Origin of the sequence: Parablastomonas sp. CN1-191, from assembly GCF_049354825.1 — a bacterium.
In the GTDB taxonomy this organism is placed as follows: Bacteria; Pseudomonadota; Alphaproteobacteria; order Sphingomonadales; family Sphingomonadaceae; genus Novosphingobium.
This window is the reverse complement of record NZ_CP186480.1, coordinates 1,827,481-1,853,953: the sequence shown is the minus strand read 5'-3', so window position 1 is coordinate 1,853,953 and position 26,473 is coordinate 1,827,481. Positions and strand designations below refer to the sequence as shown.

Annotated in this window: 32 protein-coding genes; 18 read left to right on the top strand and 14 right to left on the bottom strand. The window is 69.3% G+C overall.

Annotated features, from left to right (window positions below; translation table 11 throughout):
* The first annotated feature begins 19 nt into the window (after nt 1-19).
* On the top strand, nt 20-577 hold the full coding sequence (locus ACOYW6_RS09190; RefSeq protein ID WP_423141026.1) for an NADPH-dependent FMN reductase: 558 nt from the start codon (nt 20-22) through the stop codon (nt 575-577).
* Here the strand turns inward: ACOYW6_RS09190 and ACOYW6_RS09185 are convergent.
* The 6 genes from ACOYW6_RS09185 to ACOYW6_RS09160 form a co-directional block, all read right to left on the bottom strand.
* Nucleotides 574-2,262, bottom strand: coding sequence for a hypothetical protein (locus ACOYW6_RS09185; protein WP_423141025.1), 1,689 nt, complete (start codon nt 2,260-2,262; stop codon nt 574-576). The two genes, ACOYW6_RS09190 and ACOYW6_RS09185, sit on opposite strands and share 4 nt — an antisense overlap.
* A 50-nt stretch (nt 2,263-2,312) precedes the next feature.
* Nucleotides 2,313-3,038 carry an SDR family NAD(P)-dependent oxidoreductase gene (locus ACOYW6_RS09180; protein WP_423141024.1) on the bottom strand — a complete coding sequence of 242 codons (726 nt, stop codon included), beginning with the start codon at nt 3,036-3,038 and terminating at the stop codon, nt 2,313-2,315.
* 36 nt (nt 3,039-3,074) lie between these two features.
* On the bottom strand, nt 3,075-3,620 hold the full coding sequence (locus ACOYW6_RS09175) for a hypothetical protein (RefSeq protein WP_423141023.1): 546 nt from the start codon (nt 3,618-3,620) through the stop codon (nt 3,075-3,077).
* 62 nt (nt 3,621-3,682) lie between these two features.
* On the bottom strand, nt 3,683-4,933 hold the full coding sequence (gene spt / locus ACOYW6_RS09170) for a serine palmitoyltransferase (RefSeq protein WP_423141022.1): 1,251 nt from the start codon (nt 4,931-4,933) through the stop codon (nt 3,683-3,685).
* 2 nt (nt 4,934-4,935) lie between these two features.
* A complete protein-coding gene (locus ACOYW6_RS09165) occupies nt 4,936-5,184 on the bottom strand; it encodes an acyl carrier protein (RefSeq protein WP_423141021.1) in 249 nt (82 codons plus the stop codon).
* A gap of 93 nt (nt 5,185-5,277) precedes the next feature.
* On the bottom strand, nt 5,278-5,655 hold the full coding sequence (locus ACOYW6_RS09160) for a response regulator (protein ID WP_423141020.1): 378 nt from the start codon (nt 5,653-5,655) through the stop codon (nt 5,278-5,280).
* A 30-nt stretch (nt 5,656-5,685) separates the two neighbouring features.
* On the opposite strand from ACOYW6_RS09160, the gene ACOYW6_RS09155 reads away from it, so the two are divergent.
* The 5 genes from ACOYW6_RS09155 to ACOYW6_RS09135 are packed head-to-tail and all read left to right on the top strand — an operon-like array spanning nt 5,686 to nt 8,956.
* Nucleotides 5,686-5,964, top strand: a complete 279-nt coding sequence (locus tag ACOYW6_RS09155) for a DUF3572 domain-containing protein (RefSeq protein ID WP_423143102.1) — start codon at nt 5,686-5,688, stop codon at nt 5,962-5,964.
* On the top strand, nt 5,961-6,602 hold the full coding sequence (locus ACOYW6_RS09150; protein ID WP_423141019.1) for an HAD family hydrolase: 642 nt from the start codon (nt 5,961-5,963) through the stop codon (nt 6,600-6,602). Before ACOYW6_RS09155 ends, ACOYW6_RS09150 begins: the two co-directional genes overlap by 4 nt.
* Nucleotides 6,599-7,084 carry a RidA family protein gene (locus ACOYW6_RS09145; RefSeq protein WP_423141018.1) on the top strand — a complete coding sequence of 162 codons (486 nt, stop codon included), beginning with the start codon at nt 6,599-6,601 and terminating at the stop codon, nt 7,082-7,084. Before ACOYW6_RS09150 ends, ACOYW6_RS09145 begins: the two co-directional genes overlap by 4 nt.
* Nucleotides 7,062-7,823, top strand: coding sequence for a glycerophosphodiester phosphodiesterase family protein (locus ACOYW6_RS09140; RefSeq protein WP_423141017.1), 762 nt, complete (start codon nt 7,062-7,064; stop codon nt 7,821-7,823). The genes ACOYW6_RS09145 and ACOYW6_RS09140 overlap by 23 nt, the downstream gene beginning before the upstream one ends.
* On the top strand, nt 7,820-8,956 hold the full coding sequence (locus tag ACOYW6_RS09135) for a GNAT family N-acetyltransferase (RefSeq protein ID WP_423141016.1): 1,137 nt from the start codon (nt 7,820-7,822) through the stop codon (nt 8,954-8,956). Before ACOYW6_RS09140 ends, ACOYW6_RS09135 begins: the two co-directional genes overlap by 4 nt.
* Here the strand turns inward: ACOYW6_RS09135 and ACOYW6_RS09130 are convergent.
* On the bottom strand, nt 8,953-9,315 hold the full coding sequence (locus ACOYW6_RS09130) for a hypothetical protein (RefSeq protein WP_423141015.1): 363 nt from the start codon (nt 9,313-9,315) through the stop codon (nt 8,953-8,955). The genes ACOYW6_RS09135 and ACOYW6_RS09130 overlap by 4 nt on opposite strands.
* A 307-nt stretch (nt 9,316-9,622) precedes the next feature.
* Between ACOYW6_RS09130 and dksA the strand changes: the two genes are divergently transcribed.
* From dksA to ACOYW6_RS09100, 6 genes are all read left to right on the top strand, one after another.
* Nucleotides 9,623-10,081: an RNA polymerase-binding protein DksA gene (dksA, locus tag ACOYW6_RS09125; RefSeq protein ID WP_423141014.1), complete on the top strand. Its 459-nt coding sequence runs from the start codon at nt 9,623-9,625 to the stop codon at nt 10,079-10,081.
* A 130-nt stretch (nt 10,082-10,211) separates the two neighbouring features.
* The gene (locus tag ACOYW6_RS09120) at nt 10,212-10,580 is read left to right on the top strand and encodes a PilZ domain-containing protein (protein ID WP_423141013.1); all 369 of its coding nucleotides are present in this window, start codon (nt 10,212-10,214) and stop codon (nt 10,578-10,580) included.
* Nucleotides 10,581-10,665: 85 nt separating this feature from the next.
* Nucleotides 10,666-12,132 carry an ABC transporter substrate-binding protein gene (locus ACOYW6_RS09115; protein WP_423141012.1) on the top strand — a complete coding sequence of 489 codons (1,467 nt, stop codon included), beginning with the start codon at nt 10,666-10,668 and terminating at the stop codon, nt 12,130-12,132.
* A 29-nt stretch (nt 12,133-12,161) separates the two neighbouring features.
* Nucleotides 12,162-12,563 (top strand): DUF4112 domain-containing protein, encoded by a 402-nt coding sequence (locus ACOYW6_RS09110; protein ID WP_423141011.1) that lies wholly within the window; start codon nt 12,162-12,164, stop codon nt 12,561-12,563.
* 178 nt (nt 12,564-12,741) lie between these two features.
* Nucleotides 12,742-13,437: a response regulator transcription factor CtrA gene (ctrA, locus tag ACOYW6_RS09105; RefSeq protein ID WP_423141010.1), complete on the top strand. Its 696-nt coding sequence runs from the start codon at nt 12,742-12,744 to the stop codon at nt 13,435-13,437.
* 114 nt (nt 13,438-13,551) lie between these two features.
* Nucleotides 13,552-13,758: a DUF2945 domain-containing protein gene (locus ACOYW6_RS09100; protein ID WP_423141009.1), complete on the top strand. Its 207-nt coding sequence runs from the start codon at nt 13,552-13,554 to the stop codon at nt 13,756-13,758.
* A 33-nt stretch (nt 13,759-13,791) separates the two neighbouring features.
* On the opposite strand, the gene ACOYW6_RS09095 is transcribed toward ACOYW6_RS09100, so the two are convergent.
* The gene (locus ACOYW6_RS09095; RefSeq protein ID WP_423141008.1) at nt 13,792-14,613 is read right to left on the bottom strand and encodes a helix-turn-helix domain-containing protein; all 822 of its coding nucleotides are present in this window, start codon (nt 14,611-14,613) and stop codon (nt 13,792-13,794) included.
* 112 nt (nt 14,614-14,725) lie between these two features.
* On the opposite strand from ACOYW6_RS09095, the gene ACOYW6_RS09090 reads away from it, so the two are divergent.
* From ACOYW6_RS09090 to ACOYW6_RS09075, 4 genes are all read left to right on the top strand, one after another.
* Entirely contained in the window at nt 14,726-15,100 is a 375-nt protein-coding gene (locus ACOYW6_RS09090; protein ID WP_423141007.1) for a hypothetical protein, read from the top strand.
* A 53-nt stretch (nt 15,101-15,153) separates the two neighbouring features.
* Nucleotides 15,154-15,453 carry a hypothetical protein gene (locus ACOYW6_RS09085; RefSeq protein ID WP_423141006.1) on the top strand — a complete coding sequence of 100 codons (300 nt, stop codon included), beginning with the start codon at nt 15,154-15,156 and terminating at the stop codon, nt 15,451-15,453.
* A 74-nt stretch (nt 15,454-15,527) separates the two neighbouring features.
* Nucleotides 15,528-16,244 carry a tRNA (guanine(46)-N(7))-methyltransferase TrmB gene (trmB, locus tag ACOYW6_RS09080; RefSeq protein WP_423141005.1) on the top strand — a complete coding sequence of 239 codons (717 nt, stop codon included), beginning with the start codon at nt 15,528-15,530 and terminating at the stop codon, nt 16,242-16,244.
* A gap of 112 nt (nt 16,245-16,356) precedes the next feature.
* On the top strand, nt 16,357-17,127 hold the full coding sequence (locus tag ACOYW6_RS09075; RefSeq protein ID WP_423141004.1) for a sulfite exporter TauE/SafE family protein: 771 nt from the start codon (nt 16,357-16,359) through the stop codon (nt 17,125-17,127).
* A 4-nt stretch (nt 17,128-17,131) separates the two neighbouring features.
* Here ACOYW6_RS09075 and ACOYW6_RS09070 read toward each other — a convergent pair whose 3' ends face one another.
* A complete protein-coding gene (locus ACOYW6_RS09070) occupies nt 17,132-19,396 on the bottom strand; it encodes an NADP-dependent malic enzyme (protein WP_423141003.1) in 2,265 nt (754 codons plus the stop codon).
* Nucleotides 19,397-19,544: 148 nt separating this feature from the next.
* Here ACOYW6_RS09070 and mutS point away from each other — a divergent pair, with 148 nt between their 5' ends.
* Nucleotides 19,545-22,121, top strand: coding sequence for a DNA mismatch repair protein MutS (gene mutS, locus ACOYW6_RS09065; protein ID WP_423143101.1), 2,577 nt, complete (start codon nt 19,545-19,547; stop codon nt 22,119-22,121).
* Nucleotides 22,122-22,144: 23 nt separating this feature from the next.
* Nucleotides 22,145-22,327 carry a hypothetical protein gene (locus tag ACOYW6_RS09060; RefSeq protein WP_423141002.1) on the top strand — a complete coding sequence of 61 codons (183 nt, stop codon included), beginning with the start codon at nt 22,145-22,147 and terminating at the stop codon, nt 22,325-22,327.
* A 6-nt stretch (nt 22,328-22,333) separates the two neighbouring features.
* On the opposite strand, the gene ACOYW6_RS09055 is transcribed toward ACOYW6_RS09060, so the two are convergent.
* From ACOYW6_RS09055 to ACOYW6_RS09035, 5 genes are read right to left on the bottom strand one after another with little or no spacing between them, the layout of a single operon-like run.
* Nucleotides 22,334-23,317, bottom strand: coding sequence for an NAD-dependent epimerase/dehydratase family protein (locus tag ACOYW6_RS09055; protein WP_423141001.1), 984 nt, complete (start codon nt 23,315-23,317; stop codon nt 22,334-22,336).
* Between the two features lie 11 nt (nt 23,318-23,328).
* Nucleotides 23,329-24,531, bottom strand: coding sequence for a glycosyltransferase family 4 protein (locus ACOYW6_RS09050; protein WP_423141000.1), 1,203 nt, complete (start codon nt 24,529-24,531; stop codon nt 23,329-23,331).
* A 14-nt stretch (nt 24,532-24,545) separates the two neighbouring features.
* Nucleotides 24,546-25,118 carry an LptA/OstA family protein gene (locus tag ACOYW6_RS09045; protein ID WP_423140999.1) on the bottom strand — a complete coding sequence of 191 codons (573 nt, stop codon included), beginning with the start codon at nt 25,116-25,118 and terminating at the stop codon, nt 24,546-24,548.
* On the bottom strand, nt 25,118-25,762 hold the full coding sequence (locus ACOYW6_RS09040; protein ID WP_423140998.1) for an LPS export ABC transporter periplasmic protein LptC: 645 nt from the start codon (nt 25,760-25,762) through the stop codon (nt 25,118-25,120). Before ACOYW6_RS09040 ends, ACOYW6_RS09045 begins: the two co-directional genes overlap by 1 nt.
* Nucleotides 25,763-25,787: 25 nt before the next feature.
* Nucleotides 25,788-26,405 carry a ribonuclease D gene (locus ACOYW6_RS09035; RefSeq protein ID WP_423140997.1) on the bottom strand — a complete coding sequence of 206 codons (618 nt, stop codon included), beginning with the start codon at nt 26,403-26,405 and terminating at the stop codon, nt 25,788-25,790.
* Nucleotides 26,406-26,473 lie beyond the last annotated feature (68 nt).

Genomic DNA, 26,473 nt, shown 5'->3' with positions numbered 1-26,473 from the left:
CGCCGCGCATTGGGGCGGCATGGATATCCTCGTCATCGTCGGCTCGCTGCGGGCCGGATCGTACAACCGGCAGGTCGCGCAGGCCGTCACCCGGCTGCCCGCGGCCCAGGGCCACGCCTTCGCTTTCGCGGACATCGGCGCCCTGCCGCTCTACAACCAGGACGATGACGCGGACCAGGCACCGCCGGTAAGGGCGCTCAAGGCCGCGATCCGCAAGGCCGGCCTGGTCCTGTTCGTGACGCCGGAATACAACCGGTCGATCCCCGGCGTGCTCAAGAACGCGCTCGACCACGCCAGCCGGCCTTATGGCGACAGCGCTTGGGCGGGCAAGCCGGCGGCGGTGATGGGTGTGGCCGGCGGCAAGATCGGCACCGCGCTGGCGCAGCAGCACTTGCGCAACATCCTGGCCTATCTCGACATGCCGACGCTGAACCAGCCCGAGGCGTTCGTGCAATGGAACGACGACCTGGTTACATCGGAAGGAACCGTCGGCGCCGATTCGGCCGCCTTTCTCGACGGTTGGCTGGCCAAGGCGATCGCGCTGGCCGAAAGCCGCGCCGGCCCGGGCACCGCCTAGGCCGCGATTTTCGCCCGCAGCGCCAGCGCTTCGGGGTCGCGCTTGCGCAGCGCCAGGCTGGCGTCGATTTCCTTCAGCGCGCCCGCCTTGTCGCCCGCCGCCAGCAGCGCCGCGGCCAGGTCGCGGCGGACCGGGTACCAGAACGCCGGCGGGTCGGTCAGCTGCATGAAATCGGTCGATTCCTCGGCAACGGCGGCGGTGCGGAACGCGGCGGCGGCATCGGCCCAGCGCCCCTCGTGCATGGCGATGCGGCCGTCCAGCACGCCGCGCAGGATGGTCAGCATCGCCTCGGCGCTGCGGGTTCCGAAGTCCTGCTTGCCGGGCGCGGCGATTGCCGCGGGGATCGCCGCGATCTCGGCCCGGGTGGCGGGCACGTCGCCGCGCCAGATCGCCGCCTCGCCGCGGGCATAGTGCCACACCGCCTTAAGGTACGGCGCCCTGGGTTCGGGCAGGGCCGGGACCGCGGCGGGATCGAACCGGGCCAGCGCGTAATAGCCGTGCGCGCTCAGCAGCGCGCTGAACGGCCCGACCTTGTCCTGCGCCTGGACCCGCTCCACCAACGGCCGCGCCAGGTCCAGCGCGATGCGCGGATCGCCCGCCATCAGCGCCCCGCCCAGCCCGAAGATGACGTTGTGCGAATGATAGGGCAGCCCCCAGACCCCGCTCGGCGCCGGCAGGCCCAGCCGCGCAGCATTGGCCTTGCCCAGTTCGACTGCGCGGGCATTGGCCTGCGCCGCGTCCTCGTAGCGGCCGACCCAGTAATAGGTGTGCGACGGCATGTGGACCAGGTGGCTGGCACTGGGCGCCAGCGCGCCAAGCGTATCGGCATAGCGTTCCGCCCTTTCCGGCTCGCCCGCGATCTCGGTGGCGTGGATGTAGAAATGGATCGCCGGGGTGTGGCGGGGGCTGCGCGCCAGCACCCGCTCAAGGTCGGCGGCGATCAGCCCGGCCTTCGCCTTGGCGGCCGCGATCGCGTCGGGCGACGGGTCGTCGCCGACGCTCGATCCCAGCGCCACCATCGCGGCATCGTCCGCCAGCACGGCCACGTCGTCGTCCTGCGGCCAGTGCGCGCCGACGCGCTTCATCGCATCGGCATAGGCGCGGTCGCGCCCCGGGACCGCGCCCGGGCGGTAGCGCTGGTCCAGCGCGGCGATCAGCGCCTTTTCGCGCGGGGTGCCGGTCCGCGCGGCCAGCGCGGCGGCGCGGCGCACCAGCGGCCGCAACGCTTTGCGCTCCTTCGCGTCCTTGCCGAAATTGATCGTCGGCCCGCGCGTCAGCGCCTCGCCCCACAGGCACATCGCGCAGGCCGGGTCGAGCCGCACCGCTTCGGTCATCGCCTCGATCGCGGCGGTGTGGGCGAAGGCGGCGTGCAGCTCCAGCCCATTGGCGAAAAAGGCCTGCGCGCGGGGCACCGCGGTCGTCACCGCGAAGCCGCCGCCGCCGTAGCCGGGCAGCAGCGTCGGCACTTTCGGCGCGATGCCATCGTCGTGCCCCATGTGGTCGGCGTGGCCGGCGGCGGGCGTGGCGGGGGTGGGTAGGGCTGCCGGAGCGGAAGGCGGCGGGGCGGGATGGCCGTGCTCGGTCATCGTTGGCGCCATGTCGTGCGCCGTGTCCTGCGCGATCGCCGCGGAACCCGCCAATGCCGCCAGCGCGGCCGGCATCATCCAGCGTGTCATCCAACGCATCGTCACACCCCCCCGATGTTGACCCCGCGGCGATGCTATACCCATCGGCGTCAGGCGGGAAGCGGCACCGTGTAGTTAAGGCCCATGCGCCCGCCGTCGGGGTAGATCGTCTGCCCGGTCATGTAGCTGGCCTCGTCCGAGGCGAGGAACAGCGCCACCGCCGCGATCTCCTCGACCGTGCCGAAACGGCCCATCGGCGTGCGGCTCATGGCGCGGGCGCCGGCGTCGGGGCTGGCGTCGAGGATGCCCTGCATCATCTCGGTCATGATAGAGCCCGGCCCGACCGCGTTGACGCGGATGCCGCGCGGCGCCAGCGCGATGGCGGTGACGTTGGTCAGCTGCGTCAGCGCCGCCTTGGACAGCGCGTAGGGGATCTGGTCCGGGATGCCGAGCCGCGCGTTGACGCTGCTCATGTTGACGATCGCGGCGCCGCCTTCCATCCGCCGCGCCGCGGCCTGGGTCGCCCACAGCGCCGCCTTGCAATTGATGGCGAACACGCGGTCGAAATCGTCCTCGGTCAGCTCGTCCAGCGCGGCGGCGTGCGTCACCCCGGCGTTGTTGACCAGGATGTCGAGCCCGCCCCAGCGCGCGTCGACAGCCGCGAACAGCCGGTCGATCTCGGTCTTGCGCGCCACGTCGACCACCAGAGCAGCCTGTCCCAGCTCGGCCGCCACCGCCTCTACCTCGGGGGCGATGTCGGCCAGCAGCACGTCGGCGCCTTCGGCCGCGAAGCGCGCCGCGATCGCCCGGCCGATGCCGCGGGCGGCCCCGGTCACGACCGCGCGGCGGCCGGCAAGGCTGGCCGCGCCCACCTAGCCCGCGCGCTGCAGAATAGCGGCGCTCACCCGGGCGACCCCGTCGGCCAGTTCGGCGGCGTCGCGGCAGGCGCCGGCGCAGGTCCCCTGCTGGGTGCGCAGGTCGGCCAGGATCGCGTTGGCGGCGGCAAGATCGCCGATGCGGCCTTCCATTTCGCCCAGCGCCACTTGCGCGCGCAGCGCGTCGGCGCGGAACTTCATCGCCGCGCTCAGCTGCTTGCGCGCCGCGTCGGCATCGCCCAGCCCGGCGTAGGCCACTCCGGCCAGGTAGCGATAAGCCAGCGGCTGCTCCATTTTATACGGCCGCAGGATCGCCAGCGCGCCGGCATAGTCCTTGCGCGCCAGCGCCGCGCTCGCCCGCACCGTGAACGACGCGCCGCTCGGCGCCTCCTGCGCGGCCAGGCGCTCGTTCTGGTCACGCAGATAGCCGTTCGCAAGCGCCGCTTCGGCGGCGTTGGGGGAATTGGGGTTCGTCTGCGCCGCGGCGCCGCCCGGCATCGCCACCATGGCGGCAATGGCCATCCCCAAAATCGTGCGAATCATCGTCGTCCCCCGTATTGCCCAGCGCGAACCCTCGCCTTTTCAGGGGCTTGCGGCAAGCGCGATCAGATGATCCCGACCGCCTTGCCGGCCCGCGTGAACATGCCGATGATGGTCTGGACCTGCTCGGCGGTATGTTCGGCGCAGAGCGAACAGCGCAGCAGCGTCATGTTCGCGGGCGTCGCCGGCGGGCGGGCCAGGTTGACGTAAAGCCCTTCGTGCAGAAGCGCCTCCCACATGCCGGCGCCGCGTTCCAGGTCGGGCATGATCACGCTGATGATCGCCGATTGCGGCGTGTCGGTGCCCAGCTGGAAACCCGCGCCCTTCAGGCCGGCGTGCAGCGTGCGGCTGTTTTCCCACAAGTGCGCGCGCTTGTCGCCGCCGTGCATCAGCTTGCGGATGCTGGTGGCGGCGGTTGCCACCACGCTGGGCGGCAGGCTGGCGGTGAACACGTAAGGGCGGCAGACCAGCCGCATGATCTCGAACTTGGGGTGGTTGGAAACGCAGAAGCCGCCGACGGTGCCGACCGACTTGGAGAACGTGCCGATCACGAAATCGACGTCATCCAGCACGCCCTGGTCCTCGGCCACGCCGCGCCCGTTCGGGCCGATGAAGCCCATCGAATGCGCCTCGTCCACCAGCACCATCGCGCCGTGCTTCTTGGCGACCGCGATCATGTCCTTGAGCGGGGCGATATCGCCCAGCATCGAATAGACGCCTTCCAGGATCACCAGCTTGCCGGCGCCCTCGGGAATGCGGCCCAGCCGCTTGTCCATCGCCTCGATATCGTTGTGCTTGAACGGCACGACTTCCGCATCGCCCAGCTTGCAGCCGTCCCAGATCGAGGCGTGGCTGTCGATGTCGAGGACGATGTAGTCGCCCTTGCCGGCGATGGTGGAAATGATCCCCAGGTTGGCCTGATAGCCGGTGGAGAACACCATCGCGTGGTCCATCGCGTAGAAGTCGCGCAGCGCGTCCTCGACCTCGCGGTGGCCCTGGTACGTGCCGTTCAGCACGCGGCTGCCGGTGGTGCCGGCGCCGAACCTGTCGAGCGCGTCCTTGCCCGCCGCAATCACGTCGGCATCGAAAGTCATGCCCATGTAGTTGTACGTGCCCAGCAGGATGGTTTCGCGCCCGTTGCAGACCGCGACGGTGGGCGAGATCACTCGCTCCATCACCAGGTTGAACGGGTCGGTAACCCCGGTGGACAGCAGCGCGCGGCGCTGTTCGATCAGCGGGTCGAACTTGCTGAACAGGTCGGTGCCCGCGCCTTCGCGCACGGCGGGGCGATCGGCCTCGTCGATGCCTTCGCTCATCGTCAGTTACCCACGGGCTTCAGCGCCTCGACCGCGTCGACCAGCTGGCCCCAGGTCTCGATCTCGGCCTGCTGGTTCATGCTGATGATGATGTCGAACTCGTCCTCGATCGCGGCGACGAAATCCATGACCGTCAGGCTGTCGAATTCCAGGTCGCCGGCAAAAGTGGTGGCGTCGGTGATCTCTACGCCCTTCTTGTTGAAGGGTTCGACCAGGTCGCGGATGCGGTGATCGGTGTCGCTGCGGGCCATGGAAATACTGCTCCGGTTGATCTGTCAGGCGGGTGTCGGGCGCTGTGGCCAAGGATTGGGGCGGAAAAGCGGCGGGGGAGATGGCGGTTCCCGTCACGCGGGCGGTTTCTCCACCAGCGCGCGGACCGCGGTCATGAACGGGCCGATCGAAACCGGCTTGGCCAGGTAGCCTTCGGCGCCGGCGGTGCGGATGCGTTCCTCGTCGCCCTTGCCGGCATAAGCGGTCACCGCCAGCATCGGGATGCCGCGCAAGGTGACGTCTGACTTGGCCTGCTCGATCAGTTCCAGGCCGGATATGCCCTGCAGCTGGATGTCCATGATGATCAGGTTGGGCACGAATTCGCGCGCCCGCGCCAGCGCCTGGTGCCCGTCGGCAACCGGTTCCACCGCGTAGCCCTGGCTGACCAGGACATCGCAGAAAAGGCGCCGGTTAAGGTCGTTGTCCTCGACAACGAGGATGCGCTTTGCCATGCGCCGAGTGCTTATGCGTATTGGCAGGACCTGACAATTCTTACGGGTAGAAACTCCGAAAAGCCCGATCCGCAGGCGCTGGCGCTGGCCGCGCTGGGCTGGGTCCTGGCCGATGACGACCGCGCCGCGCGGCTGCTGTCGCTGACCGGGCTCGACGCCGACGCGCTGCGCGCCGGGCTGGGCGATCCGGCGGTGCTGGGCGCCGTGCTGGCGTTCCTCACCGGCCACGAGCCCGACCTGGTTGCCTGCGCGCAGGATCTGGGCGTCGCCCCGCAAGTGCTGGCGCAGGCCGCCGAGGCGCTGGCATGAGCCGCCCGCTGGTGATCAGCGACTGCGACGAGGTGCTGCTGCACATGGTCGGCCCGTTCGCGCAGTGGCTGGACGAGGCGCACGACATCGAGTTCCGCATGGTCGGCAACGATTTCAGCAAGGCGCTGCGCCACAAGGGCAGCGGCGAACTGGTCGAACCGGGCACGATCTGGCCGCTGCTGGGCGGCTTCTTCGATACCGAGATGCACCGCCAGACGCCGATTCCCGGCGCGGTCGAGGCGATGGCGGCGCTGGCCGAGGATGCCGACGTCGTCATCCTCACCAACCTTACCGACCGCCACAACGAAGCCCGGCGCCAGCAGCTGGCCGGCCACGGCCTGGACGTGCGGGTGTTCACCAACCAGGGCCCGAAGGGACCGGCGCTTCGCGCCATCCTGGACGAATACCGTCCCAGCCGCGCGGCCTTCATCGACGATATCGCCAGCCACCTCGGCTCCGCCGCCGAACATGCGCCCGAGATTGGCCGCCTGCACTTGTGCGGCGAACCGCGGCTGGCCGGACTGATCGCCTGCGGCTACGAAGCGGGCCATGCCCACGCCCGTATCGACACTTGGGACGCGGCCCTGCCGTGGCTGCGCGCCCGCCTGATTTCGACCGACACCGGAGAGACCCAATGAGCACCATCGAAGACCGCCTGGCCGAAATGGGCCTGACCCTGCCGACCCCCGCCGCCCCGGTGGCCGCCTACACCCCCGTCGTCGTGGCGGGCGGCATGGCCTATGTCTCGGGCCAGGTGTCGATGAAGGACGGCGCGCTGATCAAGGGCCGCCTGGGCGAGGACATGGACATCGACGCCGGGATGGCCGCGGCGCAGGCGTGCGGGCTGATGATCGTGGCGCAGCTCAAGGCCGCGCTCGGCTCGCTCGAGCGGGTCGAAAAGATCGTCAAGCTGGGCGCGTTCGTGGCCTGCACCCCCGATTTCACCGACCAGCCCAAGGTCGCCAACGGCGCCTCCGAACTGATGCAGGCGCTGTTCGGCGATGCCGGCGTCCATGCCCGCAGCGCGGTCGGCGTGCCGGCTCTGCCGCTGGGCGTGGCAGTGGAAATCGACGCGGTGGTGCAGCTTCGCGCCGGCGGTGCCGCGCAGCGCGATGCTTGATGCCCTGTTCGCCCGCCCGCCCGGGCAGGCGGTGCGAACCTGGCTGGCGGGAACGCGCTATGCCCACCGCGGGCTGCACGATGCCCGGCGGCCCGAAAACTCGCTGGCCGCGTTCGAGGCGGCGATCGCGGCGGGCATGGGGATCGAGTGCGATGTCCAGCTCAGCGCCGACCGCGTCGCGGTGGTTTTCCACGACCTCACCACCGACCGGCTGACCGGGTCGACCGGCTGGGTCCGCGCCCGCAGCGCCGCGGCGCTCGGCGCGATGACACTGCGCGGCAGCGACCAGACGATCCCGACGCTGGCGCAGGCGCTGGCCCTGATCGCCGGGCGCACCCCGCTGCTGATCGAGATCAAGAGCCAGGGCCGCGCCCGCAACAAGACGCTGTGCCGCGCGGTTGCCGGCGCGCTCAAGGACTATGACGGGCCGGTCGCGGTGATGAGCTTCGACCCGCGCGTGCCCGGCTGGTTCGCGCTCCACGCCCGCCGGATCCCGCGCGGGCTGGTCGCCAGCGACGACAGCGGGCGGGGCGGTGCGCTGGGCCGGCGGCTGGCGCTGTGGCGCGCGGCGGCGCAGTTCCTGGCCTATGACGTACGCAACCTGCCCAGCCGTTTCGCCGCCCGCCAGCGCCGCCGCGGCTTGCCTGTGCTGACCTGGACGGTGCGCTCCGCCGCGCTGGCGGACCGCGCCGCGCTCCACGCCGACGCCCCGATCGCGGAAGGCGCCGGGGTCCGGTGAGCGGGACGGCGCGGATCGCGCAAGTCGGCCGCGGCGTCGGCGCCTTTCCGGCCGCCCAGTGGGATGCGCTGGCCGCCGGCAACCCGTTCGTCGGCCATGCCTTCCTTGCCGCAATGGAGGAGTCGGGCAGCGTCGGCCCGCGCACCGGGTGGACGCCCGCACCGATCGTGCTGGTGGACGATGCCGGCACGCTGGAGGCGGCGCTGCCGGCCTACCTCAAGGATCACAGCCAGGGCGAATACGTGTTCGACCATACCTGGGCCGACGCCTGGCAACGCGCCGGCGGCGATTATTACCCCAAGCTCCAGATCGCGGCACCGTTCACCCCGGCCAGCGGGCCGCGCGTGCTGGCCCGCGATCCGGCGGTGGCGGCGCCGGTGCTGCTCGCCGCGGCGCGCCAGCTTTGCGCGCAGCACGGCCTGTCGTCGGCGCATGCGACCTTTATCGAGCCGGCGCAGGTGCCGTTGTTCGAGGCCGACGGCTGGCTGCTGCGCCGCGACATCCAGTTCCACTGGCACAACCGCGGTTATGCCCGGTTCGACGATTTCCTCGCCGCGCTATCCTCGCGCAAGCGCAAGGACATCCGCAAGGAACGCGCCGCCGCCCAGGCCGGGCTGGACATCCGGGCGATCTCCGGCGCCGACCTGCGCGAGGAGCATTGGGACGCGTTCTGGGCGTTCTACCAGGACACCGGCGCGCGCAAATGGGGCCACCCGTACCTGACCCGCGCCGCTTTCACGCTGCTGGGCGAGCGGATGGCCGACGCGATCGTGCTGGTGCTGGCTTACGAGGACGGTGAGCCGGTTGCCGGCGCGCTCAACTTCATCGGCCCGGATGCGCTTTACGGCCGCTATTGGGGCACGCTGGTGGAGCGGCCGTTCCTGCATTTCGAGATCTGCTATTACCAGGCCATCGACATCGCCATCGCCCGCGGGCTGTCGCGGGTGGAGGCGGGCGCGCAAGGCGGCCACAAGCTGGCACGCGGGTACGAACCGGTCGAGACGACCTCGGCGCACTGGATAGCCAACCCCTCGTTCCGCAGCGCGGTCGCGGATTTCCTGGCCGCCGAATCGGCCGGGGTCGCGCAGCAGGCCCTCTTCCTGGAAGAGCGCCTGCCGTTCAAAAAGAGCTAGGCCGCTTTCTTGCGTCCGGCCGCCAGCCATTCGCGGGCGCGGCGCTGGGCTTCGGCGATTTCGCGGCCGGTCATTTCGTCCGCGATGTCGGCGCGGCACAGCTGCGCTTCCTCGTGACCGCAGACCGCGGCGAGGTTGAACCACTTGTGCGCCTCGACCATGTCGCAAGCGACGCCGTGGCCGCCGGTCGAATAAGCGACGCCAAGATCGAAGTAGGCGTTGATGTCACCGTGCGCGGCGGCCGCCAGGCAGCTCGCCAGCAGCAGATCGGCGGCGCGTTCGTCGGCCGGTGCGAAGGGCGTCTTGAAGCCGGCGGGCAAAGCGCCGGCGCCATTCGCCTCCTTGATCCAGATCGTCATGTCTCCGTAACCCCCCGTTGGCCGGCGCCCCTGATTCTGCCGGCAAGGGGAAACCTTCCCTAACAGGGTTACCAACTGGTTAAGCGCCGCCGCCAATTCTCCTGCCCGCAGTGGCGATCAACCTGAACCGCAAGCGAATTTCCCGTTACCGGGCGCTTAAGCGGCCAATCGCTAGGAAGTTGGCATTCGCGCTTGTGCGCGATTCGGCGCGCTAGTAAAGGCGCGCTCATTCCGACGCCGGGGGCCGACGGGCAAAAGCCCGCGGGGGGCAGGACACAACCCGGACGCTGACAAGGGTTAGGATCAGATGGCGACGGTTATGGGTGATGAAATCGATGTCCTCGCGAAGGCGAAACGGGCGATCGCCGGCGATTATGTGCCGAGCGAGGGCGAGGATTACATGAACGAGACGCAGCTGGATTATTATCGCCGGCTGCTCAATGCTTGGAAGCAGTCGATCCTGTCGGCGTCGGCCGGGACCCTGCAATCGCTGCAGGACGGACCGATCCGCGAACCCGATCTCAACGATCGCGCCTCGAGCGAGACCGACTGGGGAATCGAACTGCGCACCCGGGACCGCCAGCGCAAGCTCATCTCCAAGATCGATTCGGCGCTGCGCCGGATCGAGGACGGCGAATACGGCTGGTGCGAGGTGACCGGTGAGCCGATCGGCCTGGGCCGCCTGTCGGCCCGCCCGATCGCGACGATGACGGTCGAGGCGCAGGAAGCGCATGAGCGGCGCGAGAAGATTTCGCGCGACGATTAGGTCCCGTTTCGGGACGCGCACGCGCCGCGCCGGTCCGCGTTAACGATCTGTTTGCCGCCACGCTGGTAGCTCCCAGCCTGTCGCCGGGCTGCATCCACGCACCCGCAAATGCAAAAACGAGCGCGCGCAGATGAACGTTATGGGACAACGACAACTCGTTCGCGACAGCCTGCTGATGATTGCCGACGTTCGCCTCGACGGCGTCGAAGGCGATCACCAGGTCCGCGTCCGCAATCTCTCCATCGGCGGCATGATGGCCGTCTCCGACGTGCCCGCTCAGGTCGGCCAGGCCCTTCAGGTCGCGCTGCCGCGCGTCGGCTGGATCGATGGAACGGTGGCCTGGCGTCAGGACGGCCGATTCGGCATCGCTTTCGGCGAAGAGATCGACGCCGCTGCCGTGCGCTCGCCGATCAAGCCGGGCGAATGGGCGCAGCGCCGGCGCCAGACCGCCGAAGAACTGGCGATCGCCGCTTCGCAGGCGGCCGCGGAACAGTTCTGACCCCGACGCGCTGATCGCGCTTTGCGGCGCCAACGTGCCGCGCCGGCTTCGCGCGGCGCGCTTTTTTGCCTAAGCGGGAACGGCCATGCGCCATTTCCGCCTTTCCGCCATCGTGCTTCTCGCCGCCGCGGCGCTGCTTGCGGCCGCTTGCGCGCGCAAGGACCGCACGATCGCGGTGGCGACGATCAGCGAGGCGGCACCGTTCCGTTCGGGCACCCGGCTCAATTCCGCCGCGCAATTGATCCGCTCCGCCAGTGTCGAAGGGCTGGTCGCGTTCGACGCCGAAGGACGGGTGATCCCGGCGCTGGCCGATCGCTGGATCGTCACCGACGACGGGCAGAGCTACATCTTCCGCTTACGCGACGGCACCTGGCTCGACGGCAGCCCGCTGACCGCGGCGGGGGCCCGCGCCTCGCTGCTCGCTGCCATAGCGGGCGTTCGCCGCAGCGCGCTCGAGCTCGACCTCGACGCCGTCGCCGAGGTGCGCGCGATGGCCGGCCGCGTGATCGAGATCCGGTTGGTCCGCCCGATGCCGGACTTGCTCCAACTGCTGGCTTCGCCCGAAATGGGGCTGACTAACAAGGGCCGCGGCGCAGGGCCGATGCAGGTCGAGCGGCGCGGGCAAGGCTTCCTGCTGACCCCGATCCTGCCGGCGCGGCGCGGCCTGCCCGATGAAGCGGAGTGGGCCGAGCGCCACCGTTCGATCGCGCTGCGGCCGCTTCCGGCCCAGTCGGCGCTGGCCAGCTTCGATGCCGGTGACGTCGACGTGGTGCTGGGAGGCCGGTTCGAGGACCTGCCGCGGGTTGTTGCCACCGGCCTGTCACGCGGCAACATCAAGCTCGATCCGGTGGCGGGCCTGTTCGGGCTGGCGGTTGTCGACGACGATGGGGTGCTGGCCGCCGCTGCCAACCGCGAGGCGATCGCGATGGCGATCGACCGCGATGGGCTGGTGCAAAGTTTCAATGTCGGCGGCTGGAATGCGACGACGCGTCTCGTCAATCCCGGGCTGGAGGGCGACACCGGCACGGTCGGCGAACGCTGGGCAGGGCTGACGTTCGCGCAGCGCCGCGACGAGGCGACGCGCCGGATCGCGCGCTGGCGCAGCGGCCGGGCCGTTGCCGCGCTGCGCGTCGCCTTGCCGCGCGGTCCCGGCGCCGACCTGCTGTTCGATCGGATCGTCACCGACCTTGGCGCGATCGGGCTGACCGTGCGGCGGGTGCCGCTCGAAGCGGCCGCCGACTTGCGGATGATCGACACGACCGCACGCTACGCCCGGCCCTTGTGGTTTTTCGACCAGTTGTCATGCACGGCCCGCCGCGCGCTGTGCGAGCCGGCCGCCGACGCCTTGGTGGCACGCGCCCTCGCCGAGGCCGATCCGGCCCGCCGCGCCGATCGCCTGGCCGAGGCGGAGGCCGCGCTGACCCGCGCCAACACCTTCGTTCCGATCGCTGCCCCGCTGCGCTGGTCGCTGGTGCGCGGCACGATAACCGGTTTTTCGGTGAACCGATGGGCGATGCATCCGTTGATGGCTATCGCCACCATCGACAGATAGGCTGGCGGCACTCGAAGGAGCCTTCAGCGATGAACGAGAATCAGCCTGCTTCCGGCCTGCTCGGGCGCGATGCGCAAGCGGTGATGCGCCGGATCGAGGGGCTCGAGGCGCTGCTCGAGGAAGCCTTCACCGTGCCCGGCACCAACCACCGCGTCGGCCTCGATGCGATCGTCGGGCTGGTGCCCGTTGCGGGCGACGTGGTGACCGCGGCGATGGGGCTGTACCTGGTCTGGGAAGCGAAGAACCTGGGCCTGCCCAAGTGGAAGCTGTGGCGCATGATCGGCAACGTCGCGGTCGACAGCGCGGTGGGCGCGGTGCCGGTGGCGGGCGACCTGTTCGACTTCGCCTTCCGCTCGAACCGGCGCAACCTCAAGATCGTCCGCGCGCACCTGGCGCGCCACCACCCCGGAACCCAGACGATCGAGGGTTGATGTAAGCGGGTATCTTTCCCGGTGTAACACAAAGGCCACGAGCGCCGCACGCTCGCGCTTTACCAAGAATTAACCTTTTCTCTTCAGACCTCCAATGGTTAATGACCGGCAACGACCCTTACGATCGGGTTAGCGACGGTCACGGGGTACTACGGGGCCAACAGGGGGGAACTGCACCATGCGCGTGCTGTTGATCGAAGACGAGCCGACGACGGCGCGTGCCATCGAGCTGATGCTGACGACCGAGGGGTTCAACGTCTATTCGACGGACCTTGGGGAAGAAGGCCTCGATCTGGGCAAGCTCTACGATTACGATATCATCCTGCTCGACCTCAACCTGCCCGACATGCACGGCTACGACGTGCTCAAGAAGCTGCGCGTCGCCAAGGTGCAGACGCCGGTGCTGATCCTGTCCGGCATTTCGGAAATGGATTCCAAGGTCCGCAGCTTCGGCTTCGGTGCCGACGATTACGTCACCAAGCCGTTCCACCGCGAGGAGCTGGTCGCCCGCATCCACGCCGTGGTTCGCCGCTCAAAGGGACATTCGCAGTCGGTCATCCGCACCGGCAAGCTGGCGGTCAACCTCGACGCCAAGACGGTCGAGGTCGATGGCGCCCGCGTCCACCTGACCGGCAAGGAATACGCCATGCTGGAGCTGCTCTCGCTCCGCAAGGGTACCACGCTGACGAAGGAAATGTTCCTCAACCACCTCTACGGCGGAATGGACGAGCCCGAGCTCAAGATCATCGACGTGTTCATCTGCAAGCTGCGCAAGAAGCTGGCGATGGCCTGCAGCGGCGAGAATTATATCGAGACCGTCTGGGGCCGCGGCTATGTCCTGCGCGATCCGGGCGAGGAGATGGAAGCGGCCTGAGCCCTTCCGCGTTAGTGCGATCACCACGGACGGCCTGCCGGCGACGGCAGGCCGTTTGCCGTTGCGGAACCGCGCCGCTCCCGCTGCCGTTTGTCAGGCAAAAGGAGCAGGACGATGGGAGACGATCTCAAGGCGGGCGACAAGGTTTCGTGGCAGAGCCACGGCGGCACGGCGCACGGCAAGGTAGTGCGCAAGCTGACCGAGCCGATGGAGATCAAGGGCCACCATGCCGCCGCCTCGAAGGACAATCCGGAGTACCTGGTCGAAACCGGCGAAGGAGCGCGCGCTGCGCACAAGGCGGGGGCGCTGCGCCGCGACTGAAGCCGGCGCGCGCGCCCCCGCTACCTGGTGACCTCACCCGACGCGGGTGAACCGCGTCGTCTCCAGTCCCGGCAGTGCATCGCTTGCCCAGACGATCGTCTCGGTAAGGACGCGGCGGTCCTTCGACACGGTATAGACGCGGGTCGAAACCGGCTTGCCCCCCTTGCCCAGCGTCATGACCAGCGTGTTTGGGCCCGGCTGACGCAGCGAGGCGCTGTCGACGAACGACATCGTGCCCGATACCGGCACGGGTGCACCGTCGGGGACCGCCAGCGAATCGGCGACCTGGGCAGTGCCGTCGGCTGCGGCGATCTCCACGTGCACGGCCCACTTGCCGCCCGGGCGTCGGTGAAAGGCGATCGTCACGCCGCGCGGGCGCTCGGCCGCCGGGATGCTTGCCAGGTCGAGCGCCCAGGTTCCTTCAAGCGGAGAGGCCGCCGCGGCCGCGGTCGCTGCCGGGCTGCTGCCGGCGCCGGCGGGTTGTTGAATGGAAGCCAAGGCCAGGCCGGCCGCGGCGACGGGGAGTGCAAGGAGTAGCATCGTCGTTCCTTTCGGTGCCACGCGCCGCGGATGCGGGCGCTGGACCGAAGGCTGACCGGCGCCAAGCGCAGGCGTAAGACCGGAAAAATCGTCACGAATTTTCTGGGCGGCGAGCAGGCGTGCCAGCTCGCGGCTGCTGCCCACCTTGGTCTTGCGCCGCGCTTCGCGCAGGCGCTCGTTTATGGAGGCTTCCGAGCGGCCGAGCTGCGCGGCGATCGTCTTCACCGTGTGCCCGGCCGAAAGCAGGCGCAAAATCTCCCGCTCCTTGTCGGTGAGGACGGCGAAGGCGGTGCGGTCGGTTTCGATGGCGGACATGCTGATGCGATTTTCACGGGTGGAACGGCGCCGTCCATCACAATTTTCTTGTGACGCCGCGGCAGCGGGCTGCGACTTGACCCCCCAAGCGGGCGCTGGCACCCGGGATCGAATGACCGTTTCGTCTGCCTTTGACACGCCGAGACTGGCGCCTGCGCTGCGCCGCGCGCTTGCGGTGCTGCTGCTGGCGATCGCGGTTTTCAGCGCTGTGCCCGCGGCGCCGCTGCCGGCGGACAAGCAGGTTGGCTCGGCGTTCAGCGCGGCGACCGTGGATACCGCCGTGCTGCCATCGCGCATGGCGCCGCGCGTCGCCGTCGCGCTGCCGGATCTGCAGCCTTTGCCGTCGCCGCCGCCCACGCTGACATTGGCGCAGACCGCAGCGCCGTTCATCCCGGCCTGGGAGCCGGACCGGCGGCAAGCCCGCGATCGGCCCCCGTCTGAATTGCGCGGGCCGGTCAACCGGCCGCGTGCACCCCCGATCGCCTGATTGGCTTCGCCGGCGCCGCATGCGGCGCGACGCAATCATTTCAGGATATCATCATGACACACTTTCCCAGCGGTGCCGCCGGCGCCGCGCCGGCGCACGCCCGCGCCGAATCCCTGGTCGCGCGCTATCCCGCGCTCGACACGGCCGAACTGGCCGAGCTCAAGCGCTGGTTTAATGGCAAGGCGAGCGCGCTCGACATCGGTCTGCTGGCCAGCAACGAGCGGATCGCGCCGCAGTATCGCCGCTTTCGCAGCGACCACCTCGACACGCTCGGCTGGCGCGATTTCGCGCTGATCGCGGCGGTGTCGGTGATGCTCGTCGGCGGCGTGGTTGCCGCGATGGTCATGAACTGAGCCGGCACGGGATGCTCCGCCCGTGGCGCGCGCATCCCGTTGACCGCCGCCGCCAAGCCTGCCACCGGCCGGCCATGACCGCGCACAAACCCGGCGATCCGACCACGCTCAACCGCCTGTATGGCCGCGCCAAGGGAAAGCCGCTGCGCGCCGGCCAGCAGGACCTGGTCGATACCTTGCTGCCCCGGATTGCCGTTCCAGCGGCGGGCGATGTCGATTCGGCGCTGCTGTTCGGGTTCGACCGCCCGCTCCATTTCGAGATCGGGTTCGGCGGCGGCGAGCACATGGCCGCCCGTGCCGACATGCTGCCCGATCACGGGTTCATTGGTGCCGAGCCGTTCCTGAACGGCGTCGCGCAGGCGCTGGTCCACGTGGCGGGCGATCACGGTGCCCATCCGCCGCTAGCCAACGTGCGCATCCACCACGGCGACGCGCTGGAGGTGCTCCAGCGCATTCCCGACGGGGCCCTGTCGTTCCTCTACCTGCTTCACCCGGACCCCTGGCCCAAGGCCCGCCACGCCAAGCGCCGGATGATGAATGACGGCCCGGTCGAGCTGTTCGCGCGCAAGCTGAAGCCGGGCGGAGAGTTCCGCTTCGGCACCGACCATGCCGTCTACGTTCGCCACGCGCTGATGGTCATGCGCCGGCACCGCGACGCCTTCGAATGGCTGGCGAGCGGTCCGGAGAGCTTCCTCACGCGCCCCGGCGGCTGGCCGGAAACGCGCTACGAAGCCAAGGCGCGCAGCGTCTACGGACACGAGGTCTGGTACTTTCGTTATCGCCGCCGCTGACGGCCTGGCGCGCCAACGCGGCGCCCTGGCGCGGCAGACGCGGAAAAGCGCTTGGCAAGCGTGACGGTTAATCTCTATTCGTTCGATAGAGTTTAACCGCGAGGCTACCGCGATGATCGCTTTCGGCGCATTCGATTTCCAGGCCCTCCTGCCCTTCATCCTCGTCGGTTTCGCCGCACAGCTGGTCGACGGTGCGCTCGGGATGGCATTCGGGGTGATCTGCAACACGCTGCTGGTCGGGGTGCTGGGGGTGCCGCCCGCGCTGGCGTCGCAGCGGGTTCACATCGTCGAATGCTTTACGACCGCGACCTCGGGCCTCAGCCACCTGTTTCACCGCAACATCGACGGCAAGCTGTTCCTGCGCCTGCTGATCCCGGGTCTGGCGGGCGGTATCCTGGGGGCTTACGTCCTCAGCTCGGTCGACGCCTCGGTCGTGAAGCCGTTCGTGTTGCTGTACCTCGCCGCCATCGGCCTCAGCCTGCTCTGGCGCGGGCTCAGGTACCCGCCGCAGGGGCGCCCGGCCAGGTACGTCGCGCCGCTGGGGCTGATCGGCGGCTTCCTCGACGCTGCCGGCGGCGGCGGGTGGGGGCCGGTGGTGACCTCGAACCTGCTGATTCAGGGCGCCGATCCGCGCAGGGTGGTCGGCACGGTCAACGCGGTCGAGTTCTTCCTGACCATCGCGGTGTCGGCCGCGTTCATCTGGAACCTGGGCGTCGCCGACGTGGCCGGCGCGACGCTGGGACTGCTGATCGGCGGTATCCTGGCGGCCCCGATCGGCGCCTTCGCGGCCAAGCGTGTGCCGGCCAAGGCGATGCTGGTGATGGTCGGCGTCGTGCTGACCCTCACAAGCCTCTACGGCGTCTGGGCGGCCTGGCTGGCCTGAGGTCTCAGACCGCGACGCCCGCCGCCGCCAGTACCGCCAGCGTCAGGACGTCGGGCGCCAGCGCGGTCATCGGGATGACCTGGACCGGCTTTTCCATCCCGATCAGCATCGGCCCGATCGTGGCGTTGCCGGCCAGTTCGCGGACCAGCTTGGCCGAGATGTTGGCCGATTGCAGCCCCGGCATGATCAGCACGTTGGCTGGCCCCGACAAGCGGCTGAAGGGATAGTTCTTCATCACCGTCGGGTTGAGCGCGGCATCGGGCGCGACCTCGCCCTCGTACTCGAAGCCGGGGTCTTCGGCATCGAGCAGCGCCACCGCGTCGCGCAGCGGCTCAAGCCATTTGCCCGTCGGGTTGCCGAAGGTGGAATAGGACAGGAATGCGACGCGCGGCTCGTGCCCCATCTTGCGCGCAACCGCCGCGGTGCCCTTGGCGATCTGGGCAAGCCCGGCGGCGTCGGGGCGTTCGTTGACGGTCGTGTCGGCCAGGAACACCGTGTGGTGCTTGCCGATCATCATGTGGATGCCGAACGGAAGCTGGCCCGGCGCCGGATCCAGCACGTGGCGCACTTCGCGCATCGTCTGCGCAAAGGTGCGGGTGATACCGGTCACCATCGCGTCGCCGATGCCCAGCTTGAGCAGGCCCGAGGCGAAGACGTTGCGGTCCTGGTTGACCATGCGGCGCACGTCGCGCTCCATGAAGCCGCGCCGCTGCAGCCGCTCCGACAGCAGGGCGACCATCGCCGGGACGTGTTCGCTGACCGCCGAATTCTCGATGTGGAAGCTGTCCGGGTTCTCGATGCCGAGCGCCTGGAGCTGCGCCTTGACCGCATCGGTGCGGCCGACCAGCACCGGTTCGCCATAACCGAAATCGCGGTACTGGATCGCCGCGCGCAGCACGATCTCGTTCTCCGCTTCGGCGAAGATCACGCGCTTGGGGCTGGCCTTGACCGTCTCGTAGACCTTGTTGAGCGCGGCGCTGGTGGGGTTGAGGCGCGCCTTCAATTGCGCGCGGTAGACGTCGAAATCCTCGATCGCCTTCTGCGCCACCCCGGTGTCCATCGCAGCCTTGGCAACCGCCGAGGACACGACCTCCATCAGGCGCGGATCGAACGGCGCGGGGATGATGTAGTCCCGGCCGAACTGCTGCGCCTTGCCGTACGCGGCGGCGACTTCCTCGGGCACGGGCTCGCGCGCCAGCTCGGCGATGGCCTGCGCCGCGGCGATCTTCATTTCCTCGTTGATCGCGGTTGCCCGTACGTCGAGCGCGCCGCGGAAGATGAAGGGAAAGCCCAGCACGTTGTTGACCTGGTTCGGATAGTCCGAACGCCCGGTGGCGACGATGGCGTCGGGCCGAACGCGCTTGGCATCGGGCGGGCTGATCTCGGGATCGGGGTTGGCCATCGCGAAGATGATCGGCTGCGGCGCCATCTTCTCGACGAACTCGGGCTTAAGTGCCCCGGCCGCGGAAAGGCCCAGGAAGATGTCGGCGCCGACCAGCGCCTGTTCGAGCGTGCGATCGTCGGTATCGATGGCGTGGGCGCTCTTCCACTGGTCCATGCCCTCGGCACGGCCGCGGTAGATTACGCCCTGGCGGTCGCACATGGTCACGTTTTCGTGGCGCACGCCCATCGCCTTTATCAGCGCGGTACAGGCGATTGCAGATGCGCCGGCGCCGTTGACCACCATCTTCACGTCGGCCAGCTTGCGCCCGGTGAGCATGCAGGCGTTGATCAGCCCGGCGGCGGAAATGATCGCGGTGCCGTGCTGGTCATCGTGCATGACCGGGATCTTCATGCGTTCGCGCAGCGCCTGCTCGATCACGAAGCACTCGGGCGCCTTGATGTCTTCCAGGTTGATGCCGCCAAAGCTCGGCTCCATCATCGCGATCGCCTCGATCAGCGCGTCGGGGTCTTCGCTGGCGAGTTCCAGGTCGATCGAATCGACGTCGGCAAAGCGCTTGAACAGTACGGCCTTGCCTTCCATCACCGGCTTGGACGCGAGCGCCCCCAGGTTGCCCATGCCCAGGATCGCGGTGCCGTTGGAGATGACCGCCACCAGGTTGCCCTTGGCGGTGTAGTCGTATGCGGTGCCCGGATCGTCGGCGATCGCCTGGACCGGCACGGCCACACCCGGCGAATAGGCCAGGCTGAGGTCGCGCTGGGTCGCCATCGGCTTGCTGGCGATGATCTCGATCTTACCCGGGCGGATCGTCGAGTGATAGAACAGCGCCTCGCGCTCGGTGAACTTGACGTTGCTTTCGTCGGACACGCACATCTCCGTTTTCCGCGCGTGCCCTAACGGAAGGTGCCCCGACGCGATAGGGGAAAGCGCGCGCCCGGCCGTTCCGAATCGGCCCCGCGCCAGCTACCGCGTGGCCATGCCCGCGCCCACCACTACACCCCCCGGCACTACGCCGATGATGGCGCAGTACCTTGCGCTCAAGGCGCAGGCCGAGGGCTGCCTGCTGTTCTATCGGATGGGCGACTTTTTCGAGCTGTTCTTCGACGATGCCCGCGCTGCCGCGCACGTCCTCGATATCGCGCTGACCACCCGGGGCGAACACCTGGGCTTGCCGATCCCGATGTGCGGCGTGCCCGTCCACAGTGCCGAGGGGTACCTGGCGCGGCTGATCCGCGCCGGTCACCGCGTCGCCATCGCCGAACAGGTCGAAAGCCCCGAGGAAGCGCGCAAGCGCGGCGGATCGAAGACGCTGGTGGCGCGCGACATCGTGCGCGTGGTGACTGCCGGGACGCTGACCGAGGAAGCGCTGCTCGAACCGCGCCGCGCCAATCTGCTGGTCGCGGTCTGCGCGGTGCGCGGCGCCATCGGTATCGCCGCGGTCGACGTCTCGACCGGGCGGATGACGCTGGAGGACTGCGCGCCCGCCGGCCTCGGCGCGGCGCTGGCGCGGCTGGGCGCAAGCGAGATCGTCGCCCCGGAAGGGTGGGACGGCGCGCCTGCGGACGCGATCGTCCACACTGCGCGCGACTTCGCCAGCGACGCCGGCGAGGCACAGCTGCTGGCGCTGCACAAGGTCGCCACGCTCGACGGTTTCGGGATTACCGGGCGGGCAATGCTGGCGGCGGCGGGCGGCCTGCTGGCCTACCTGGCGCGCGTCGGGCGCGGCACGCTGCCGATGCTGCTTCCGCCCGAAGTGGTGGGCGGCGACGGCGTGCTCGGGCTCGACGAAGCGACGCGCGCCAGCCTCGAGATAACGACGTCGGCGCGCGGCACGCGCGAGGGCAGCCTGCTGGCCGAGGTCGATTGCTGCGTCACCGGCGCGGGCGCGCGGCTGCTGGCCGAGGACTTGTCCGCCCCGCTGACCGATCGCGCCGCTATCGAGGCGCGGCTGGCGCTGGTCGGCTGGCTTCACGGCGATGCCATCGGGCGCGGCGACATCCGCGCGGCACTCCGCGCGCTCCCCGATGTCGGTCGCGCCATCGGGCGCATCGTCGCCGGTCGCGGTAGCCCGCGCGACCTCGGCCAGCTGCGCGACGGGCTGGGCGGCGCGGCGGCGCTGCGCGAACGGCTGGCGCGCCAGGGCGAGCTGCCGCCGCTGATGGCGTCGCTGCTGCCGGCGCTCGCCGGCCACGGCGCGCTGGTCGACGAACTGACGCGCGCGCTCGTGCCTGCGCCGCCGACCGAGCGCAGCGCGGGCGGCTTCGTCGCCGAAGGCTACGACCACGCGCTCGACGACTTGCGCCGCACCGCGGGCGACGGTCGCCGCGCCGTGGCCGCGCTGGAAGCGAAATACCGCGCCGACACCGGCATCGCCGCGCTGAAGATCCGCCACAACGGCGTGCTCGGCTATTTCATCGAAGTGCCGGCGGCGAGGGCCGATGCCCTCATGGCGGCCGACAGTGGCTTCACGCACCGGCAGACGATGGCCGGGGCGGTGCGTTTCAACGCGCTGGCGCTGCACGAGGAGGCGAGCCGCATTGCCGGTGCCGCCGGGCACGCGCTCGCGGCAGAGGAAGCCCATTTCGAAAGCCTCTGCGCGCTCGCCGCCGAGCGGGCCGCCGCCATCGCCGCTACCGCGGCGGCGCTGGCCCGCATCGACGTCGCCGCGGCGCTGGCCGAGCGTGCGGCGGCAGGGGGCTGGGCGCGTCCGGTGCTGACCGAGGATGCGCAGCTTGCGATCGTCGGCGGCCGCCATCCGGTGGTCGAGGCGGCGCTGAAGGACCGCGGCGAGCGCTTCGTCGCCAATGATTGCACGCTGGATGCGGGCGACCGCCTGTGGCTGATCGGCGGCCCGAACATGGGCGGCAAGTCGACCTTCCTGCGCCAGAACGCGCTGATCGTGCTGCTTGCGCAGGCGGGTTCGTTCGTGCCCGCGAGCAGCGCGACGATCGGCCTGGTCGACCGGCTGTTCAGCCGGGTCGGGGCGGCGGACAACCTGGCGCGCGGGCGCTCCACCTTCATGGTCGAGATGGTCGAGACGGCGGCGATCCTCGCGCAGGCAACGCCGCGCAGTTTCGTCATCCTGGATGAGGTCGGGCGCGGTACCAGCACGTACGACGGGCTGGCGCTGGCCTGGGCCGTTGCCGAGGCGGTCCATTCCGCCAACCGCAGCCGCTGCCTGTTTGCCACGCATTACCATGAATTGTCGCGGCTGGCGGAAAGTTGCCCGGCGCTCAGCCTGCATCACGTCCGCGCGCGCGAGTGGAAAGGCGACCTGGTATTGCTGCACGAACTGGCCGAGGGGCCGGCGGACCGCAGTTACGGGCTGGCGGTCGCGCGCCTGGCGGGGGTTCCGCCGGCGGTGGTGAGCCGGGCCAGGCAGGTCCTCGACAAGCTGGAGAAGGGCCGCGCAGAAACCGGCGGGCTGGCGGCGGGACTGGGCGACCTGCCGCTGTTCGCCGCCGCGGCCGAAGCGCGTGAGGCCGACTGCGACGCGGTGCGCGATCGCCTTTGCGCGCTCGACCTCGATACGCTGACCCCGCGCGAGGCGATCGAGGTGCTCTACGAGCTCAAGCGTGAGGCGGAATCTTAACCTTGTCGCGCTAGGCGCCAACCATGCTCAGCTTCGGCCCCAAGCTCAACACGGTCTTCGCCAGTCGCTGGAAGGCGCTGTGGTGGTCGGCCGGCATCCTGATGACCGCTTACTGCACGGTCCCGTCATCCGACCAGGCCGACGACGGCACGGCAACGCAGCACGTCGCCGCGAAGGGCCCGCACCACTCGCCCTGGGACAAGTAGCGCGCGCTACTCGGCCGCTTCGGGCAGCGAGTTGCGCATGACCTGCTGCTCGATCCACTGGTAGGTCTTCTCCAGTCCGTCGCGCAGCGGCCTGGACGGACGCCAGCCCAGCTTTTCCTCGATCAGGCGGTTGTCCGAATTGCGTCCGCGCACCCCGGTGGGGCCGGGAATGTGATTCTTGTGGATGGTCTTGCCGGCAATGTCCGCCGCCATGTCGACCAGCTGGTTGATCGTCACCATCTCGTCCGAGCCGATGTTGACCGGCCCTTCGAAGTCGGAGCGGGTCAGGCGCAGCACGCCGTCGAGGCATTCGTCGATGTAAAGGAACGAGCGGGTCTGCTTGCCGTCGCCCCAGATCTCGATCTCGTCCCCGCTGCGCGCGCGCGCGACCTTGCGGCACATCGCCGCAGGGGCCTTTTCCTTGCCGCCGTCCCAGGTGCCCTCGGGCCCGAAGATGTTGTGGAAACGGGCGACCCGGTTCTTGGTCCCGTAGTTGCGGTTGTAGGCCAGGAACAGCCGCTCGGAGAACAGCTTCTCCCAGCCGTATTCGCTGTCCGGGTTGGCGGGATAGGCCGATTCCTCGGCGCAGTTCGGGTTGTCCGGGTCTTCCTGGTTGTGCTCGGGATACATGCACGCCGAGGATGAGTAGAACAGCCGGCCAACGCCCTGCTTGCGGGCCAGGTCGGCGATGTTGAGGTTGATCATCGCCGAATTGTGCATGATGTCGGCATCGTGCTCACCGGTGAAGATATAGCCGGCGCCGCCCATGTCGGCGGCAAGCTGGTAGACCTCGTCGAACGGCTGGTCGAGCACGGCGCGGCACACGTCCTGCTCGCGCAAGTCGCCGATGACGAACTCGTCGGCTGCGCTTTCGGCATATTCGGGATGCTTGAGGTCGACCGCGCGAACGAAGAACCCCTCGCTCTTGAGCCGCTTTACCAGGTGGCTGCCGATGAAGCCGCCGCCGCCCAGTACCAGTGCCGTCTTCATTGCCCGAACCCCTAGCTTGCTGCGCCGGTCGCCCGCGCGATGATGTCCTCGAAGCGATCCGCGATCGCGTCGATGGCGAAGGCACGCTCAGCATAGGCGCGCCCGTTCGCGCCCATTCCTTGCCGCAATGCAGCATCATTCGCAAGCCGGTCGGCCAGCGCCAGGAATTCGCGCGTGTTTCCGGCGCAGACGAGTCCGGCCTCGTGCTCTTCGATCAGCCGTGCCGCCAGGTTCTCTGCCGGCATCGCGGCCAGGATCGGGCGCCCTGCGGCAAGGTAGGTCAGGATCTTCGACGGTACCGAGTAGATGCCGGCTTCCGGCTCGATCACCGCGATGACCACGTCGGCCCCGCCCAGCATCGCGGGCAGGTCGGCAAACGGCACCCAGTCGCGCACCGACAGGTTCGGCGCGTCGGCACCGTCGGCGGCGAGCTTGCCGGCAACTTCGCCTTGCGAAAACACCGTCACGCTCGATTCGGGGCGATGCCGCGCCAGCGCCAGCAGCCATTCCGGGTTGTGCTTGTAGCCGAGCGTGCCGGAATAAACGAAGCGCGTGCCCTGCGCCGGGTAATTGGCGCCGGCCCAGGCATTGTCACGCGGCATCGGCGGGATTTCATCCAGCGGGGCCCAGTTCTCGGCCACTGCGATGCGTGCCGGATCGACACCCCAGTCGGTCAGGATCGGCACGAAGTCCGCGGTAATCGGCACCACCGCATCGCTGGCGCGCAACATGCGCGCTTCCAGGTGCCGGTACCACGCCGCGGCGGCATGGCCGATCACCGGGAACTTGGCCGGCACCACTTTCGCGATGGCATGGCTGTAGATGTCCTGCAGCCAGTATATGAAGCGCGCGCCGGCCTTTCTGGCGGCGCGCTGGAACACGCGCTGGGTATCGAGCGGCGCGTTGCTCGAGATCACAACGTCCGGCTTGAAGCGCGCCAGCGCGGCGGCGAAGCGCTTGCCCACCTCGATCTCCTGGCTACGCCGGCGCACGAACGAATCCTTGGCGAAAGGTTTTTCGAGCGTGATCGGGATGACGTCGAACGTCACCGGATCGTCCGCCGCGCGCAACAGCTTGCCCTTGGGGGTCTGGAAACCGGCGAAGTGCATATGCCGCACGGTGTGTCCGCGCGCCGCCAGCGCGCGCGACAGCTGCACCTGGAAAGGGTGGCCCGAATAATCGGCCACCAGGATCTTAAGCCTGCCCGCGCTCACGCGAATGTCGCCCCTCAGTTGCGCTTGGGAACCGAGAACGTGCCCGAAACGCGCCCGCCGCTGCTGGTGGTCGTCCCGCCCACAGCGGACGAACTGCCGCCGGCGCGGCCATCGACGCTGGAAACGCCGGTGTTGAGATCGATCACCAGCCGCCCGCCGTTGAGCGTGTCCGATCCGCGCCGCAGCGCGACGTTGCCCGCCAGCGTGATGATACGGCGGTTGAAATCGTAGATGCCCACTGATCCGCTGGCGGTTTCGTTGCCGCGCGTGACGGTAACCCCGCCGGTGGCGTCGATGCGCTGGATCGCCAGGTTGCCGGCGTCCGAATAGGCCACCGTCGTGCGGCCGGCGCGCAGCCGCAGGTCGGCCTGGGTGATATCGACGTTGCCCGACAGCACGACGCGCTTCTGCCGGTCCTGCAACTCGATCCGGTCGGCGGCGTAGTTGACGGGCGCATTGCTGCTGAAGCCGGCGATCGCCTGTGCGTTCGACACCGCGATCAGGCCCAGCGCGCCCCCGCCGACGGCGAAACCGCCGAGCAGCGAGCGCAGCGCCAGGGCGCGAAGGGAAAGTCGTTTCGAATTCATCACGGCATCCTGAGCTTTCCGGGCGCCATGCGCAACCGGGCGTGGCCGTCCAGCGTCAGCCGGCGCTGGTCGAGATCGGCAAGAATCCTGTCGGCGCTGAAGGTCCCGGCGGGGATCGCGCCCGCGACACCGCCCGCGCCGACGAGCGTGCGGGTCACCAGGTCGATGTTCACGTTGCTGACCGTCATCCGGTAACCGTCCTGGGCACTGAACGTGACCGGTCCGGCCACGTCGATCCGCTCGCGGCCGAAGTCGTAGCTGCCGTCGGGAGCATCGAGCCGCGCGGGCCCGTCGGCCAGCATCATCTGGGCGATCAGCCCGTTCATCGCCACCACCGGGATCGCGGCGGTGGCCTGAACGGCGCTGGCGGCTGAGACCTGGAACGGACGGCCCTTGTTGTCCTCGCCGCGGTAGCGGGCATCGGCCACGCGCAGCCGCTGGTTGACCATCGCCACCTTGTTGCGATCGAGCAGGAAGCTGACCTCGCCGCGCGGGCTCAGCGGCGCCAAAACCATGATCGCGAACAGCACGCCGACCGCGCCGGGCAGCACCACAGCCAGCGTCCGCACGAGCTTGTCGTGCGCGCCGCCGGGCCGCGCCCAGTAGCGGCGCTTGCCGCGCATCGCGTCGGCCGCCTGGGTCATTGCGCCAGAGCTTCCGGTGGCAGGCTCATTCGTGGCTGAAGATGTCGCGATCGGCCCAGCCGGCGAGGTCGAGCCGGGCGCGGGTAGGCAGGAAATCGAAACAGGCCTGCGCGATCCCCGTGCGCCCCTCGCGCTCCAGCCGGGTCACGAGAATCGCGTGCATCTCGTGGAGATAGCGCACGTCGGAGGCGGCATAGTCCCGCTGCGCGTCGCTCAATTCGGGTGCGCCCCAGTCGCTCGACTGCTGCTGCTTGGAAATCTCCTTGCCCAGCAATTCGCGCACCAGTTCCTTGAGGCCGTGACGATCGGTGTAGGTTCGCGTCAGCTTGCTGGCGATCTTGGTGCAGAACACCGGCGCCGCGGTGACGCCCAGGTAATGCTCGATCGCGGCAAGGTCGAAGCGCGCATAGTGGAACAGCTTGAGCCGGTTGGGATCGCCCAGCACGGCGCGCAGGTTCGGCGCGCCATAGGCGCTGCCGGGCGCGAAGCGCACCAGGTGCTCATCGCCGCTGCCGTCGCTGATCTGGACGACGCAGAGCCGGTCACGCGCGGTGATCAGCCCCATCGTCTCGGTGTCGACGGCGACGGGCCCGGCGGCCAGGACACCCGCGGGCAGGTCTTCTTCGTGGAAATGGACGGCCATAAGCGGACGCGCATAGGCGCATTGGGGATTGCTGGAAAGGGGTGCTGGCCGCGCGCGGTCCGCCGCTT